The sequence below is a fragment of the Roseovarius sp. TE539 genome, assembly GCF_003298505.1.
Lineage (GTDB): Bacteria > Pseudomonadota > Alphaproteobacteria > Rhodobacterales > Rhodobacteraceae > Roseovarius.
Map to the genome: position 1 here is coordinate 29,085 of NZ_QNGB01000018.1, position 16,385 is coordinate 45,469.

Below are 16,385 nucleotides of genomic sequence, written 5' to 3' on the forward strand. Positions count from 1 at the left end.
CGAATTCGCACCCAGCAAATGGCGCAAAGCGTTCCCGGCACGTCGCAATCGGCCTTGACGGCTGCGGGGCACGCGGCCATACCGGCTCCTGCAAGGTTCCCCTTTAGGGTGCAAAGCACCCTGGGATGAATTGGGAATGACGTGACGGCGGACCCAACCAGGGCGTCCAATCGTCAGCCGCCCCCGCGACTGTAAGCGGAGAGCGTGCACCAAATTGCCACTGGGACTTCGGTCCCGGGAAGGCCGGTGCCCGCCATGACCCGCAAGCCAGGAGACCAGCCATGCACCGGGCGTCCGCGCCCGACAGGAGAACAACGGACGGGGTGTTCCGTTGGGGGAAACCGGGCCTGACCGCAGGCCCGAGCAACCTCTGAGGATCCCCCCTTCACAGCCAAGGAACCGAAGGGGACACAAATGAAGAAAATTATGGCCATCACTGCCGCAACCGTCGCGGCGACACCTGCTCTCTCGCATCACCCGCTCGGCGGGATGCCAATGGAAACCCTCGCGCATGGCGTCTTGTCCGGTATCGGGCACCCTGTGCTCGGCTTCGATCACCTGTTCTTCGTTATCGCGATGGGTGTGGCGGCGCTGTTTACCGCGCACCGTTACCTGACTCCCGCGGTCTATGTTGCCACAATGCTGGTGGGTTGCGGCCTGATGTATGCAGGGATCGGCATGCCGCTCAAGGAAACCTTCATTGCCATTTCGTTGCTGGCGATCGGCGGTGTTGTTCTGTCCGGTCGGGCGCTCGGGTCCGGGATCGCAGTGGTGCTTTTCGCCGCCTTCGGCCTGTTTCACGGGTCGGCCTTCGGCGGCAGCATCGCGGCACAGGAGGGCGGGGTCAACACGGCTGTCCTGGTCGGGTACCTGCTGGGCCTCGGCATCATTCAGTATGCCATCGCGGTGGCGGCGGGATGGATCGCCGAGAAAGGTCTGGGGACCGCCGAAGCCAGTTCGACCAACGCGCGTATTGTCGGGGCCATGGTGGCCGGGGTCGGGGTTTTCCTCTGCCTCGAAATCGTCGAGGGTCCGATCGTCGCGGCGATCACTGGCTGAGCCCTTGAAATTGTGCCGGGCGGCTTGTTGGGGGCCGTCCGCTTCATTTGGTGCCAGATGTCATGACTAAATCCGTCAGGTTCATGATCATGGGGCTGCTCTTCGGGGCCGGTTTCGGCTTCTTGATCGGGACAACGGCAGGGCGACCGTCCTTGTCGCCGGAAACGCCACCGGGCCCCTCCCATGATCACAGCGCCCATGACCACGGCGAGGGCGAGCATGATCATTCGGCGATTACCGAGGTGGAGGGACCGCCGCCCGACCTGACGCTTGCTGTTCACCCGGATGGCGAACAGAGCCGCAACCTGCATATCGACGTGACCAATTTCGCTTTCGATCCCCAAGGCGTGAACGGTGTACACGTGCCCGGTCAGGGTCACGCACATGTTTATATAAACGGCGTCAAGCAGGCCCGCGCCTACGGACCATGGGTGCATCTGCACGCCCTGCCGCAGGGCAGGCACGACATCCGCGTCACGCTCAACGCGAATGACCACAGCCAGCTGGCCACCTCCGGCCAACCGATTGAAGCCACGACGACCGTGGTCATCGACTGACCGAAACCGGCACGCGCATAAAGGACAAGGATCCCGAGACCATGCCCGCAAAAATACCCGCAACCGTCGTCACAGGCTTTCTTGGCGCCGGCAAGACGACCCTGATCCGCCACCTGCTGGAAAATGCCGGCGGCAAGCGGATCGCGCTGATAATCAACGAATTCGGCGATCTTGGCGTTGATGGCGGCATCCTCAAGGGCTGTGGCATCGAGGGATGCGCCGAGGATGACGTGATGGAACTTTCCAACGGCTGCATCTGCTGCACCGTTGCCGAGGATTTCGTGCCTACGATTCAGAAGCTCCTCGATCGGGCGGAGCCGCCCGATCATATCGTGATCGAAACATCCGGTCTGGCACTGCCGCAACCGCTGGTCCGCGCCTTCAACTGGCCGGAGATCTCCACCCGTGTGACAGTGGACGGGGTTGTGGCGATGGTGGATGGCAAGGCCGTTTCGGATGGTCAATTCGCCCATGATGTGGACGCTGTCGATGCACAACGCAGGATGGACGACAACCTCGATCATGAAACTCCGCTGTCCGAGCTGTTCGCGGACCAGGTTGCCTGTGCCGACATGATCGTTGTCAACAAGTCCGATCTGCTGACGGAGGCCGAGGCCGAACTCCTGACGGGGCACCTGCGCGGACAAGCGCGTGATGGGGTGCAAGTTGTCCGCACAAGCATGGGCGCCCTTCCGGCGAACGTTCTTCTGGGGCAGGGCAGCGGCGCGGAAACCGACATGGAGAAACGTCATGAACTCCATCACCACCACCATGATCACGACGACGATGATCCCGGTGACCATGACCATGATCATGATCATGATCACGATGCTTTCGAGAGTTTCGTCGTCACCCGCGGCGAAATCACGGATCCGGACGACTTCGCGGCGCAGGTCGCCAGGGTGATTCGCACCCATGACATCCTGCGCCTCAAGGGGTTTGCAGCGGTACGGGGCAAGCCGATGCGCCTGACGTTGCAAGCGGTCGGGCCGCGCATCGACAGCTATTTCGACCAGCCGCTGGCGGCGAACGAACCGCGCGAGACAAGGCTTGTGGTCATCGGACAGGCTGGCCTTGACCGTGGGGCGATCGAGACCGCCCTTTCGGCCTGATGCTGACCATTGCCCGCACCGATCCGCGCAGCGACGGAGCGCGGCGCCTCCTGGAGGACAGCCACGCCATGATGCGTGCGCTTTTTCCGCCGGATCAGAATTACTTTCTCGACCTCGAGGCCCTCTGCGCGCCCGGCATTCATTTTTTCAGTGCCGCGGAAGACAGCAGGGTTCTGGGTACGGCGGCGCTCGTGGAAAGACCGGGTTACGGAGAGGTGAAATCGATGTTCACCGATCCGCAGGCCCGCGGGCGGGGCGTGGCGGGGGCATTGCTGCGCCGGATCGAGGACCAGGCCCGCAGCCTTGACCTGCCGTGCCTGCGCCTCGAAACGGGCACCGTTCTGACCTCCGCGCTGCGACTTTATGAAAAGCACGGTTTCGTTGCGCGTGACATTTTCGGAGATTACAGGCCGAACGACAGCAGCGTTTACATGGAAAAACCTCTTCTCGTGCCCGCGCCCGATGCCTGAAACGATACCGGACACCATGCCACACGGGCAGTGCGCCCGGCGTCAGGGCCTCGGATCAGTACATGCGCGGTGCCTGATCGTTCCATTGCGCCGGCACAAACGCGGACATGACCGAAAGGCCCGTCACCCATGCACTTGCTAGCCGCGACTCCCGGGGCCATCGACGACGGGCAGGAACCAGTCGACCCGGGACAGACACCCGCCGACCTGGTGGTGATTTCCGCCGCCGACACCGAGCTCGCTGCCCTGAGCGCGGCACGGTCGGAAATGACCCTGCCACCGACGCTGAGACTGGCCAACCTGACCCACCTGCAGCACCCGATGTCGGTTGATCTGCATCTGGAGGCCTGCGCCAGCCGGTCGCGCCTCGTGGTCGCGCGGGTGCTGGGCGGCACCGGCTACTGGCGCTATGGAACCGAGCAGTATGCCGCACGTTTGCGCGAGAGCGGCGTGCCGCTGGCGCTGCTGCCCGGCGATGACAATCCGGATGCCGAACTGCGCGATCTGTCCACCGTGACAGACGAGGATTATGATGCGCTTTGGTCCTACCTGGTGGAGGGCGGCCCCGAGAATTCGATCAACATGCTGGCCTATGCCCGGGCGATGCTGGATGGCGGCGACAAGCCGGCCGTAGCGCGTCCCCTGCTGCGTGCCGGGGTTTACTGGCCCGGGGCGGGTATGGCTGATCTTTCAACCACGCGACAGGCCTGGCAGGAAGGCCGGCCGGTGGTGCCGTTGATATTCTACCGGGCACTGGTGCAGGGGGCAGGGCTCAATCCGATCAACAGGCTGGTGAAGTCACTTCTTCGCGAAGGGCTCAATCCGCTGCCTGTCTTCGTGGCGTCACTCAAGGATTCCGTTTCCGTGGCCACGCTTACAAGCCTTTTCGAGGCCGAGCCGCCATCGGTGATCCTCAACGCCACCGCCTTCGCGGTCGGCTCCCCGCATGAGGGGCAGGACAGCGCCGAAAATCCATTGACGATCGCGGCGGCGCAGGGCGCGCCCGTCTTTCAGGTGGTGCTTGCCGGTTCATCCGAAGCGGCGTGGGAAGAGGGCCTGACCGGCCTCTCGGCCCGCGACATCGCGATGAACGTGGCGCTTCCCGAGGTTGACGGCCGGGTGCTGTCGCGTGCGGTCAGTTTCAAGGGCGAAGCGTTCCATGACGAGGCCACGCAATGCCCGATCGCCACGTACAGCGCACAGGGGGACAGGGTGGCCTTCGTCGCAACGCTTGTGGCGAACTGGGCACGTCTGCGCACCCTGCCCGCCCGGGACCGCAAGGTTGCGTTGATTCTGGCCAATTATCCCAACAAGGACGGTCGGCTGGCCAATGGCGTGGGGCTCGACACGCCTGCGGCCACGGTTCGCGCCCTGAAAGACCTGGAGACCGCGGGCTACCGGGTGAAGGGCGCCCCCGAGACACCGGAGGATTTGATGCGGTCGGTCATGGCCGGCCCGACGAACTGGCTTGCTGACAGGTCGGAGCGGCGTGGCGGTGTGCGGCTTGGCATGGCCGATTATCAGATCGAGTACGGCCGTCTGCCCTGGGAACTCCGCGATGCTGTCGAAGCCCGCTGGGGCCGGCCCGAGGCGGATCCCTTTTATACCCCCGGCGACGTCGACTGCGGGCATTTCAGCCTTTCCGTACTGGAGTACGGAAACGTCGTGGTGGGGCTGCAGCCGGCGCGCGGCTATAATATTGATCCGACCGACACCTACCATTCGCCCGACCTCGTTCCACCGCATAATTATCTGGCGTTCTACTTCTGGCTCCGGCATCGGTTCGGCGCCAACGCGGTCGTGCATATGGGCAAGCACGGCAATCTCGAATGGCTGCCGGGCAAGGCCCTGGCGCTGTCCGGGACCTGCTGGCCAGAGGCCATTTTGGGGCCGATGCCGCATGTCTATCCCTTCATCGTCAACGACCCCGGAGAGGGCACGCAGGCCAAGCGGCGCACGCAGGCGGTGATTGTGGATCATCTCACGCCCCCGCTGACCCGCGCGGAAACCTACGGTCCGCTGCGCGACCTCGAGGCGCTCGTGGACGAATATTACGAGGCAGCGGGCGTCGACCCGCGGCGGATCGACCACCTGCGCCGGGAAATCCTGTCTCTCAGCGCAGCAACCGGGCTCGACAAGGATATCGGCATGTCGGGACAGGACGAGGATACCGATCTTGCACGGCTCGATGCCTATCTCTGCGAACTCAAGGAAGCACAGATCCGTGACGGGCTTCACATCTTCGGGCAATCGCCCGAGGGGCGGCAATTCACCGATCTCGCCATCGCGCTGGCGCGCATTCCCCGTAGCGACGGCAAGGACGGGGACGCGTCACTCATCCGCGCGATGGCCGACGACCTGAACCTCGGGTTCGACCCTCTGGATTGCGACATGGCCCGACCGTGGACCGGGCCCAGACCCGTCGAATTGACCGGGCTTACAGCCGATGCCTGGCGCAGCACGGGCGACACCGTCGAGCGGCTGGAGCTTCTGGCACAGCGCCACCTGGGGAATGAACCCTCCGGCCTTCAGGTTCCCGGCCCGCGGACGGCTGCAGTTCTTGAAGAACTACAAACAGGAATTTTCCCTGCAATCCGTGCCTGCGGACCGCGCGAAACCGATGGTCTGCTTACCGCGCTTTCAGGACATTTCGTGACCCCCGGACCATCGGGGGCACCAACGCGCGGGCGGCTGGATGTCCTGCCGACAGGGCGCAACTTCTACTCCGTCGACAGCCGCGCCGTTCCAACGCCCACGGCATGGGCCCTGGGGTGGAAATCGGCCAACCTGCTGATCGAAAAGCACCTGCAGACCCATGGTGACTGGCCCCGCTCCATGCTGCTGACGGCGTGGGGTACGGCCAACATGCGCACCGGCGGCGACGACATCGCGCAGGCGATGGCGCTCATGGGCGTGAAACCGCAATGGGATACCGCAAACCGCCGCGTGACCGGTATCGAAATCCTCCCGCAAGGCGTACTGGGCAGGCCGCGCGTCGACGTGACGCTCAGGATATCGGGGTTCTTCCGCGATGCGTTTCCGCAGCTCATAGCGCTGTTCGATTCGGCAGCACGGGCAGTCATGGACATGGACGAACCAGAAGACCTGAATCCGGCAGCCGCCCGTGCCAGGACCGAAGGCGCCAAGGCGCGGATCTATGGCGCCAAGCCTGGGGCCTATGGTGCCGGGCTGCAAGCAATGATTGACGAGCGGCTCTGGGCCGACCGCACCGATCTGGCCGAGGCGTACCTGACATGGGGCAGCTATGCCTATGGCGCGAAAGATGAGGGCACCCCGGATCGCGCAGGTCTTGAGGCACGCCTTGGCGAGACAGAAGCGATCGTGCAGAACCAGGACAACCGCGAGCACGACATCCTCGACAGCGATGATTATTACCAGTTCGAAGGCGGCGCCGCGGCCGCCGTGAGCACCCTTCAGGGCCGCGACCGGCCGATATATCACAATGATCATTCCCGCCCGGAACGGCCAGTGATCCGAACCCTGGAAGACGAGATCGGGCGCGTTGTTCGGTCGCGGGTGGTCAATCCAAAATGGATAGAGGGCGTCAAGCGCCACGGCTACAAGGGCGCCTTCGAGATTGCCGCGACGGTGGACTACCTTTTTGCCTTCGCCGCCACCACCGGCGTGGTACCCGGGCACCATTTCGACCTCGTCGAGGCGGCATTTCTGGAGGATGACGAGACCCGCGAGTTCATCGCGGATCACAACGCGCCGGCGCTGCGCGAGATCGCCGAACGCCTTGCCGAAGCGATCGAGCGCGGATTCTGGCTGCCGCGCTCGAACTCGGCACGCTCCCGGATCGAGGCTGCTCGACAGGGAGCTTCGACGCCCTGACCGGCGCCATACAGTACGACAGGCCCGCAGAATCACTCTGCCGGGCCTCGGGGAGAGACATGACAGTCGAGTGTGCCGTACTCATCATCGGGCAGATAAAGATCGCAATCCAGATATAGCGGACGTGTCGGCACAGGCGGCGGGCCTTCCCCGCAGTCGAGAGCACCGATCATCACCGCCGCATCGCCACGAACGCGCGCCACCTTGCAACCGCTGACAGCCTGCATCGCCGCCACCGCACGCGGCGTCACGGCTTCCGGCCTCGGGGCCCATTCCGGTGTCAACCGGATCGCATGCGCGCGCTTTCCCTTGAGCCGCACATCGAAGACGCTTTGGTTCACGGCGACGCGCACCGCCTCCAGCCCGCCGAATTCCGGCGGGGGCATATCACAGGCCGCAAGGACCAGTGCCAGGCACAAAGGCGAAACACTGCGCATGTGGCCCAGATTTGCCCATGAATGATTAACAGGCTGTTTCGACATGCGTGTGCCGGATGCCGCAGGCCGGCATTCCGGCCGGGCCGACGCTTCTTCAACAATTCGTCGCGCAAGATCGAATACCTTGCGGACAATTATCGTGGCGGCTTATGTCTTGGCCTTGAACAACTGATCGGGAAGAGGCCGCGATGACCGAAGATGCTGACCGCCATGCGATGAAAATGGCCAAGAAGAAGGCCGCTCGTGACAAGATCATGGCCACCAAGACGGACCGGAAGGGCCTGATCATCGTCCATACGGGCAAGGGCAAGGGAAAATCCTCGGCTGCTTTCGGGATGATCTTCCGCTGCATCGCGCATGACATGAAATGCGCGGTGGTGCAGTTCATCAAGGGCGGAATGTCCACCGGCGAACGGGACATGATCCTGGCGAAATTCCCCGATATCTGCGCCTTCCATACGATGGGTGAAGGATTCACATGGGAAACCCAGGACCGTGACCGCGACACCGAGATGGCGCAGGCGGCCTGGGAAAAGGCCAGGGAGCTGATCCGCGATGAAACCAACAAGATGGTGCTTCTCGACGAGATCAACATCGCGCTGCGCTATGATTACCTGGATATCGACGAGGTGGTGCAGTTCCTTGCCGAGGAAAAACCCCACATGACCCATGTCGTGCTGACCGGGCGGAACGCCAAGGACGATCTGATCGAGATTGCCGATCTGGTGACAGAGATGGAACTGGTGAAGCATCCCTTCCGCTCCGGGATCAAGGCGCAGATCGGGGTGGAGTACTGAAGCTGCCACGCCTGTGTCGGCCGCACATCAATCCCGGGGCTGCAGCAGCCGCCGGTAGAGGTTGTCCAGAAACTCCGCCGCACCGGGATAAACCGGTGTATCGCCCATCAGTACCCTGACCTGCGCCTCGAAATCCGCGTAATGCTGCGTCGTGGCCCAGATCGAGAACAGGAGGTGATGAGGGTCGACCGGGGCAAGGCGACCGGTTGAGACCCATCCTTCGATCACCGCCACCGTCCGCGACACGAGCGGGCGCAGCACGGTATCCAGATGCGGGGTCATTCGTGGCGCGCCCTGCAGGATCTCGTTGGCGAAAAGGCGGCTCTCGCGCGGCAGTTCGCGCGACATCTCGAGCTTGCGATGGACGTAGTGCAGAAGCTCGTCCAGCGGATCGCCGTCCGGGTCGATTTCATGCAGGGGCGCAAGCCAGATATCCATGAGCTGGTTGAGAAGCGTGACATGGATGTCGGCCTTGCCATCGAAATAATAGAGAAGATTGGGCTTGCTCAACCCCGAGGCCGCAGCGATCTGATCCAGCGTCGCACCACGATAACCGTGCTGCGAAAAAACCTCGAGGGCCGCGTCGAGGATACGTTTGCGATTCCGCATCTGTATGCGGCTGCGTTTCTTGACAGGTTGCGGATCGTTCATTCGGGACTCCGGCCATACGGGCATCTTCCATCATGCGACAAATCCGGGCCGCGTGGAAGATCATGTCGGAATCACTGCGCCGTGCGCGCCCCGATCCCGTTCAGGATGATCGTCTTGACCGAAGCCTTGGCGGCGGCCCATTCCTCATCCGAGAGCGGCCGACCGCCATTCAGGGTTTCGATCTGGTGCCCGAAATCGGCGTAATGCTGGGTTGTCGCCCAGAGCATGTAGAGAAGGTGGCGCGGATCGACGGGATCCATCAGCCCTTCGCGTATCCAGCGGTGGATCACCGCCATCCGGTCCTCGGTCCACTCGACGAGGGTCGTTTCGAGGTAATCCTGAATGACCGGGGCACGATGCATGACTTCCGAGGCCCAGACCTTGGATCCAGCCGGGTGGCGGCGGCTGATCTCCATCTTGGCGTCAATGTACGCCCCGATCCCCTCGACAGGGTCCGATGCATCGTCAAAGATGTCCGCCGCCTGCAGCCATACATGAAAGATATCCTGAACCACCCGGCGATAAAGCGCCTCCTTGGTCGGGAAATAATAGTGCAGGTTCGCTTTGGGCAGACCGGCGAGATCCGCGATAAGCTGCATTGTCGCGCCGCCGAATCCGGCCTCGGCGAAAACTTTCTCGGCGGCATCGAGGATCAGGCGCTCGTTTTCCTGACGTATCTCCTTGCGGGAGAGCGGGCGTTGAGGCTGGACCATCGAAAATCGCCTTCAGAAATTTCTTGACCGCTTGGTCAGGCTGTGGTGCTCTACTTTTTGACCATACGGTCAGAAAAAGACCGAATGCAATAGCCGGGAACTGACCCGGCAACGCGATGCGACGGGGAGAATTCTAACATGGCCGCACCAGGCGAAAATCTGAAGATCAATAGCGACCGCCTCTGGGACAGCATCATGGAAATGGCGAAGATCGGCCCCGGCATTGCCGGTGGAAACAACCGCCAGACCGTCACGGACGAGGATGCCGAGGGGCGTGCGCTGTTCCAGAGCTGGTGCGAGGCGGCGGGCCTTTCGATGGGGCTCGACCAGATGGGCAACATGTTCGCACGGCGCGAAGGCACCGATCCGGACGCCCTGCCCGTCTATGTCGGCTCCCACCTCGATACCCAGCCCACGGGCGGCAAGTACGACGGCGTGCTCGGCGTGCTCGGCGGGCTCGAGATCATACGCACCCTCAACGATCTGGGCATTCAGACGAAACATCCGATCGTGGTCACCAACTGGACCAACGAGGAGGGCACCCGATTTGCCCCGCCGATGTTGTCCTCGGGGGTCTTCGCGGGCATGCACACGCAGGACTGGGCCTATGGGCGCGAGGATGCCGAGGGCAAGACATTCGGGGATGAGCTGCAACGCATCGGCTGGCGTGGTGAAGAGGAGGTGGGTGCGCGCAAGATGCACGCCTTCTTCGAACTGCATATCGAACAGGGCCCGATCCTGGAGGCCGAGGGCAAGGACGTGGGCGTGGTAACCCACGGGCAGGGGCTGAGCTGGACGCAGGTGACGATCACCGGCAAGGAAAGCCACACCGGATCGACCCCCATGCCGATGCGCAGGAATGCCGGGCTCGGCATGGCCCGGGTGCTGGAAAAGGTCGACGAGATCGCCTGGAGCCATAAACCCCATGCCGTGGGTGCAGCCGGCCATATCGACATCCATCCCAATTCCCGCAACGTGATCCCGGGCAAGGCCGTCTTCACTGTCGATTTCCGCTCACCGGAGCTGGAGGTGATCGAGGACATGGAGACCCGCCTGCGCAAGGAGGCGCAGGCAATCTGCGACGAGATGGGACTGGATGTCGAATTCGAGAAAGTCGGCGGCTTCGACCCGGTGGAATTCGACGAAGGCTGCGTGACCGCCGTGCGCAATGCCGCCGAGCGGCTTGGCTACTCGCATCGCAACCTCATCTCCGGCGCCGGGCATGACGCCTGCTGGATCAACCGCGTGGCCCCCACGGCGATGGTGATGTGCCCCTGCGTGGACGGCCTGAGCCACAACGAGGCCGAGGAGATTTCCAAGGACTGGGCCACGGCGGGCGCGGATGTACTTATGCACGCGGTTGTGGAAACGGCGGAGATAGTGGAGTGAATTGGGGGCCAGCCCCCAAACCCCCGGGATATTTCCGGCCAGAAGAAGCCGGGAATCCGGGCATTGAAATCAGGGAGTTAGACGCATGACCACCAAAGTCATCAAGAACGGCACCGTGGTGACCGCCGACCGGACATGGAAGGCGGACATCCTGATCGAGGACGAGAAGATCAAGCAGATCGGCGCGGATCTGAAAGGCGACGAATATATCGACGCCGAGGGCGCCTATGTCATCCCCGGCGGCATCGACCCGCACACCCACATGGAGATGCCCTTCATGGGCACCACCGCCGCCGAGACCTTCGAGACCGGCACATGGGCCGCGGCCTGCGGGGGCACCACGATGCTGGTGGATTTCTGCCTGCCGGGCGCCGATGGCAGCCTGAAGAACGCGATCAACAACTGGCACGAGAAATCGGCGCCGCAAATCTGTTCCGACATCGGCTATCACATGGCGGTCACCGGCTGGAACGAGACCATCTTCAACGAGATGAAGGACGCCGTGGAGATGGGCGTCAACTCGTTCAAGCACTTCATGGCCTACAAGGGCGCGCTGATGATCGAGGATGACGAGATGCTGGCCTCGTTCAAGCGTTGCAAGGAACTCGGCGCGCTGCCGATGGTCCATGCCGAGAACGGTGATGTCGTGGCCGACCTTCAGCAGCAGATGCTGGAAAAGGGGATCACGGGGCCCGAGGGGCACGCATATTCCCGGCCGCCGGAAGTAGAGGGCGAGGCTGCCAACCGCGCCATCATGATCGCCGATGCCGCGGGTGTGCCCCTTTATATCGTGCATGTGAGTTGCGAACAGGCGCACGAGGCGATCCGGCGGGCACGACAGAAGGGCATGCGGGTCTACGGCGAGCCACTGGCGCAGTTCCTGACGCTCGACGAAAGCGAGTATTTCAACAAGGACTGGGACCATGCCGCACGGCGGGTGATGTCGCCGCCCTTCCGCTCCAAGGACCACCAGGACGGGCTCTGGGCCGGGCTGCAGGCCGGTTCATTGCAAGTGGTGGCCACCGATCACGCCGCCTTCTCGACCGAGCAGAAGCGCATGGGTGTGGGCGACTTCACCAAGATCCCCAACGGGTCCAACGGGCTGGAGGAACGGCTGGCGGTGCTGTGGACCCACGGGGTGGAGACCGGGCGGCTGACCCTCAACGAGTTCGTCGCCGTAACCTCCACCAACGTGGCCAAGATCCTCAACATCTATCCCAGGAAGGGGGCGCTGGTGGAAGGCGCGGATGCCGACATCACCGTCTGGGATCCCAGGATCACCAAGACGATCAGCGCTTCCAACCATCATTCCATACTCGATTACAACGTCTTCGAGGGCTTCGAGGTATCCGCGCAGGCGCGCTACACGATCTCCCGCGGCGAGGTCATCTGGGCCTGGGGGCAGAATTCCCAGCCACAGCCGGGCCGCGGGCGCTTCGTGCCGCGTCCGGCCTTCCCGTCGGCGCATACCGCGCTGAGCAAATGGAAGGAACTGACCGCACCCAAGCAGATCGACCGGGATCCGATGAATATTCCGGCAGGGATTTGAACGAAAGCGCCATTTCCGCGATACGGCGGGAATGGCATCTTGACAGATCGAGGCCAGCGGGGGGCAATGCCCCCGTGCAAGCGGGGGACCGGGAGTGACAACCGAAACAGTCATCAGCGCGCAGGACCTGTCGCTGACATTCGAGACCAATGACGGGCCAGTGAACGCGCTCAAGGATGTGAGCCTTGAGGTGGAAAGGGGTGATTTTGTCAGCTTCATCGGCCCCTCGGGCTGTGGCAAGACAACCTTTCTGCGGGTCATGGCGGATCTCGAGAGCCCCAGCGCGGGCGATATCGAGGTGAACGGCACCAGCCCGGCGGATGCCCGGAAATCAAGAGCTTATGGATATGTATTCCAGGCAGCCGGGCTTTATCCATGGCGCACCATCGGCGGCAATATCCGGCTGCCGCTGGAGATCATGGGGTATGACCGGGCCGAACAGGCGCGACGGGTGAATTCGGTTCTGGAACTCGTGGATCTCGCCGGGTTCGAGAAGAAGTTTCCGTGGCAGCTTTCGGGCGGGATGCAGCAGCGCGCGTCCATCGCCCGCGCCCTGGCCTTCGATGCCGATCTCCTGCTGATGGACGAGCCCTTCGGGGCCCTTGACGAGATCGTCCGTGACCATCTCAATGAGCAGTTGCTGAGTTTATGGGAAAAAACCAACAAGACAATCTGTTTCGTTACCCATTCGATCCCCGAGGCGGTGTATCTGAGCACCCGGATCGTGGTGATGAGCCCGCGGCCCGGCCGGATCACGGATGTCATCGAAAGCCCCCTGCCCCGTGATCGCCCCCTCGACATCCGCGACACACCAGAGTTCCTTGAGGTCGCGCATCGCGTCCGCGAAGGCCTGCGAGCGGGGCACAGCTATGAGGATTGACCGGCAAAGGTGCCACCGGCCCGGCAGGGAGGGCTTGTGATGCGCAACGCCCTGCCCGTGCTCACCGTCGTCGGTGTCATCATCGTCATCTGGTACATCGCGGCCATCTGGATGAACTCCACCTGGGCGCTGCAGATGGCCGAGAGGCTGGGCCGCGAAATGGGATTCACCGATCTGGTGGTCGCCACGATGACGCAGGACCGCCCCCTGGTCGCGGCCCCCCACCAGGTCGTCGTGGCGCTGTGGGACGGTGTTTTCGGCCATGCCGTGACATCCAAGCGCAGCTTTGTCTATCACGGTTTCGTCACGCTGGAGGCGACACTCTGGGGCTTTGCACTTGGCATCGTCATCGGCGTGGGGCTGGCAATCGCCATCGTTCACAGCCGCGCGGTGGACATGTCGGTGATGCCTTGGGCTGTCATCAGTCAGACCGTGCCCATCGTGGCGCTGGCCCCGATGATCGTGGTGGTGGCCAACGCGGTCGGGGTCGAGGACCGGCTTCTGCCAAAGGCGATCATCTCGGCCTACCTGTCGTTCTTTCCGGTCCTGGTCAGCATGGTGTCCGGGCTGCGCGCGCCCAACCAGATGCAGCTCGACCTGCTGAAGACCTACGGCGCGAATCGATCACAAGTGTTCTGGAAACTGCGGCTGCCGGCATCGCTGCCCTATTTCTTCGCCTCGCTCAAGGTCGCCATCGCCGCCAGCCTGATCGGCGCGATCGTTGGCGAGCTGCCCACGGGCGCGATCAACGGGCTGGGCGCGCGAATGCTGATCGGAAGCCAGTTCGGGCAGCCGCTCATCATGTGGGCCGCGTTGTTCGGCGCGGCGATCCTGGCCGGCATCCTGATCATCGTCGTCGGTGCGATCCAGCGCGCCGCCGACCGTCGCATGGGGGTGGCACGATGACGCTGGTCATACTGGCACTGCTGATCTGGCTCGTGGCGTGGTGGGCCAACGTGCGGCTGGCCGAGACCGGCGCGCGGGCGGCGCGCTATGCCGTGCCGGTCATCTTCGGCCTCACCATCCTGGTGATGTGGGAACTGATCGTGCGCGGACTGGAGGTCAGCCCGGTCATCCTGCCTGCCCCGACAGCCATCGCCGACCGCTTTGCCGCCAGTCTCGGCACGCTGTGGATCGACTTTGTCCAGACCGTCGTGAAGGGGGCCTTCACGGGCTATGCCATGGGCTGCAGCGCCGCGGTGCTGGCCGCCATCATCATCGACCGGTCGCCGTTTCTCACGCGCGGTCTGCTGCCGGTGGGCAATTTCGTCGCCGCCCTTCCGATCATCGGCGTGGCGCCAATCATGGTGATGTGGTTCGGCTTTGACTGGCAGTCCAAGGCGGCGGTCGTCGTGGTGATGGTCTTTTTCCCGATGCTGGTGAACACCGTGGCCGGGCTGCGCGACACAGACAGCATGCAGCGCGACCTGATGCGCACCTACGGGGCGAGCTATTGGCAGACGCTTCTCAAGCTGCGCCTCCCCGCGGCGATGCCGTTCATCTTCAACGGCCTCAAGATCGCGACGACCCTGGCGCTGATCGGTGCCATCGTCGCCGAGTTCTTCGGATCACCCATCAAGGGAATGGGGTTCCGGATCTCAACATCGGTCGGTCAGCTTGCCATCGACATGGTCTGGGCCGAGATCGTGGTGGCCGCGATTGTCGGGTCGGGCTTTTACGGGGGGGTTGCGCTTCTGGAAAAGGCGGTGACATTCTGGCACCCATCACAGAGAGGCCGGGCGTGAGGAAAACACAACCAGTTCAACAAGGGAGAAAAGAAATGAACAAGATCTTCAATACAATCGGGCTTGCGGCCCTGGGTAGCTGGGCCGGCATGGCGCATGCCGCTGACGACCTGACCCTGCAACTCAAATGGGTCACCCAGGCGCAGTTCGGCGGCTATTACGTCGCCCAGGACAAGGGCTTCTACGAAGAAGAAGACCTTGATGTCACCATCAAGCCCGGGGGGCCGGACATCGCGCCCACCCAGGTGATCGCCGGCGGTGGCGCCGACGTGATGGTGGACTGGATGCCCGCCGCGCTGGCCGCGCGGGAAAAGGGCTTGCCGCTGGTCAACATCGCCCAGCCGTTCAAATCCTCGGGCATGATGCTGACCTGTCTCAAGAGCACCGGTATCGAGGAGCCGGAGGATTTCCGCGGCCGCACGCTTGGCGTCTGGTTTTTCGGCAACGAGTTCCCCTTCCTGAGCTGGATGAGCCAGCTGGGTATACCGACGGATGGCGGCGAGGATGGTGTTGAAGTCCTCAAGCAGGGCTTCAACGTCGATCCGCTGCTTCAGGGGCAGGCAGACTGCATCTCGACGATGACGTATAACGAGTACTGGCAGGTGATCGACGCGGGCATCCAGCCCGAGGAACTGATCACTTTCAAGTACGAGGAGCAGGGCGTGGCGACGCTTGAGGACGGGCTTTACGTTCTTGAGGAGAAGCTCGACGATCCCGAGGAGGTCGACAAGCTGGCACGCTTCGTGAGGGCTTCGATGAAGGGCTGGAAATGGGCCGAGGAAAACCCGGACAAAGCGGCGATGATCGTGCTCGAGAACGACGCGACCGGCGCCCAGACGGAAAAGCACCAGAAGCGCATGATGCGGGAAATCGCCAAGCTGACCGCCGGATCGAATGGTGAACTCGATCCCGCCGATTTCGAGCGCACGGTGGACTCGCTTCTTTCGGGCGGCTCCGATCCGGTGATCACCGAACACCCCGGTGACGGCGCGTGGACGCACGAGGTGACCGACAAAGCACTGAACTGAGCCCCGCGAAAGGGACCGAAAGGAACGGGCGCATCCTGACTGGGTGCGCCCTTTTCACTGCCACATTCCCGCCACAATGGACGGTCTTGCGCGGCTCGTGGCCAGCGGCCCAACATATGGGGTCACCTTTTTCCCCATACTGT

General features: G+C 63.1%; 15 protein-coding genes and 1 riboswitch. Of the genes, 12 read left to right on the forward strand and 3 right to left on the reverse strand.

Features of this window, described 5'->3' with window-relative positions; all coding sequences use genetic code 11:
* Positions 1 to 76 precede the first annotated feature (76 nt).
* Positions 77 to 299: riboswitch (cobalamin riboswitch) on the forward strand.
* Positions 300 to 414: 115 nt separating this feature from the next.
* The 5 genes from DQW77_RS12050 to cobN all read left to right on the forward strand — a co-directional run bounded on the left by DQW77_RS12050 (position 415) and on the right by cobN (position 7,053).
* Positions 415 to 1,059: a HupE/UreJ family protein gene (locus DQW77_RS12050; RefSeq protein ID WP_113258478.1), complete on the forward strand. Its 645-nt coding sequence runs from the start codon at positions 415 to 417 to the stop codon at positions 1,057 to 1,059.
* A 62-nt stretch (positions 1,060 to 1,121) separates the two neighbouring features.
* Positions 1,122 to 1,616: a hypothetical protein gene (locus DQW77_RS12055; RefSeq protein ID WP_113258479.1), complete on the forward strand. Its 495-nt coding sequence runs from the start codon at positions 1,122 to 1,124 to the stop codon at positions 1,614 to 1,616.
* 41 nt (positions 1,617 to 1,657) lie between these two features.
* Complete coding sequence (cobW, locus tag DQW77_RS12060; RefSeq protein ID WP_113258480.1) at positions 1,658 to 2,728, forward strand: cobalamin biosynthesis protein CobW; 1,071 nt, start codon at positions 1,658 to 1,660, stop codon at positions 2,726 to 2,728.
* The gene (locus DQW77_RS12065) at positions 2,728 to 3,198 is read left to right on the forward strand and encodes a GNAT family N-acetyltransferase (RefSeq protein ID WP_113258481.1); all 471 of its coding nucleotides are present in this window, start codon (positions 2,728 to 2,730) and stop codon (positions 3,196 to 3,198) included. The genes cobW and DQW77_RS12065 overlap by 1 nt, the downstream gene beginning before the upstream one ends.
* Before the next feature lie 129 nt (positions 3,199 to 3,327).
* The gene (gene cobN / locus DQW77_RS12070; protein WP_113258482.1) at positions 3,328 to 7,053 is read left to right on the forward strand and encodes a cobaltochelatase subunit CobN; all 3,726 of its coding nucleotides are present in this window, start codon (positions 3,328 to 3,330) and stop codon (positions 7,051 to 7,053) included.
* Positions 7,054 to 7,085: 32 nt separating this feature from the next.
* On the opposite strand, the gene DQW77_RS12075 is transcribed toward cobN, so the two are convergent.
* Positions 7,086 to 7,490 carry a hypothetical protein gene (locus tag DQW77_RS12075; protein ID WP_181711255.1) on the reverse strand — a complete coding sequence of 135 codons (405 nt, stop codon included), beginning with the start codon at positions 7,488 to 7,490 and terminating at the stop codon, positions 7,086 to 7,088.
* 188 nt (positions 7,491 to 7,678) lie between these two features.
* On the opposite strand from DQW77_RS12075, the gene cobO reads away from it, so the two are divergent.
* On the forward strand, positions 7,679 to 8,287 hold the full coding sequence (cobO, locus tag DQW77_RS12080) for a cob(I)yrinic acid a,c-diamide adenosyltransferase (protein ID WP_113258483.1): 609 nt from the start codon (positions 7,679 to 7,681) through the stop codon (positions 8,285 to 8,287).
* Between the two features lie 27 nt (positions 8,288 to 8,314).
* On the opposite strand, the gene DQW77_RS12085 is transcribed toward cobO, so the two are convergent.
* Together DQW77_RS12085 and DQW77_RS12090 are read right to left on the reverse strand one after the other, a co-directional pair.
* Positions 8,315 to 8,938: a TetR family transcriptional regulator C-terminal domain-containing protein gene (locus DQW77_RS12085; RefSeq protein WP_113258484.1), complete on the reverse strand. Its 624-nt coding sequence runs from the start codon at positions 8,936 to 8,938 to the stop codon at positions 8,315 to 8,317.
* A gap of 71 nt (positions 8,939 to 9,009) precedes the next feature.
* On the reverse strand, positions 9,010 to 9,651 hold the full coding sequence (locus DQW77_RS12090; protein ID WP_113258485.1) for a TetR/AcrR family transcriptional regulator: 642 nt from the start codon (positions 9,649 to 9,651) through the stop codon (positions 9,010 to 9,012).
* A gap of 138 nt (positions 9,652 to 9,789) precedes the next feature.
* On the opposite strand from DQW77_RS12090, the gene DQW77_RS12095 reads away from it, so the two are divergent.
* The 6 genes from DQW77_RS12095 to DQW77_RS12120 all read left to right on the forward strand — a co-directional run bounded on the left by DQW77_RS12095 (position 9,790) and on the right by DQW77_RS12120 (position 16,242).
* Positions 9,790 to 11,040 (forward strand): Zn-dependent hydrolase, encoded by a 1,251-nt coding sequence (locus DQW77_RS12095; RefSeq protein ID WP_113258486.1) that lies wholly within the window; start codon positions 9,790 to 9,792, stop codon positions 11,038 to 11,040.
* An 85-nt stretch (positions 11,041 to 11,125) separates the two neighbouring features.
* Positions 11,126 to 12,589 carry a dihydropyrimidinase gene (gene hydA, locus DQW77_RS12100; RefSeq protein ID WP_113258487.1) on the forward strand — a complete coding sequence of 488 codons (1,464 nt, stop codon included), beginning with the start codon at positions 11,126 to 11,128 and terminating at the stop codon, positions 12,587 to 12,589.
* A 94-nt stretch (positions 12,590 to 12,683) separates the two neighbouring features.
* Positions 12,684 to 13,469 (forward strand): ABC transporter ATP-binding protein, encoded by a 786-nt coding sequence (locus DQW77_RS12105; RefSeq protein ID WP_113258488.1) that lies wholly within the window; start codon positions 12,684 to 12,686, stop codon positions 13,467 to 13,469.
* 39 nt (positions 13,470 to 13,508) lie between these two features.
* Positions 13,509 to 14,375, forward strand: a complete 867-nt coding sequence (locus tag DQW77_RS12110; RefSeq protein ID WP_113258489.1) for an ABC transporter permease — start codon at positions 13,509 to 13,511, stop codon at positions 14,373 to 14,375.
* On the forward strand, positions 14,372 to 15,214 hold the full coding sequence (locus tag DQW77_RS12115) for an ABC transporter permease (RefSeq protein ID WP_113258490.1): 843 nt from the start codon (positions 14,372 to 14,374) through the stop codon (positions 15,212 to 15,214). The genes DQW77_RS12110 and DQW77_RS12115 overlap by 4 nt, the downstream gene beginning before the upstream one ends.
* Before the next feature lie 35 nt (positions 15,215 to 15,249).
* The gene (locus DQW77_RS12120; protein ID WP_258523847.1) at positions 15,250 to 16,242 is read left to right on the forward strand and encodes an ABC transporter substrate-binding protein; all 993 of its coding nucleotides are present in this window, start codon (positions 15,250 to 15,252) and stop codon (positions 16,240 to 16,242) included.
* The last annotated feature ends 143 nt before the right edge of the window (positions 16,243 to 16,385 follow it).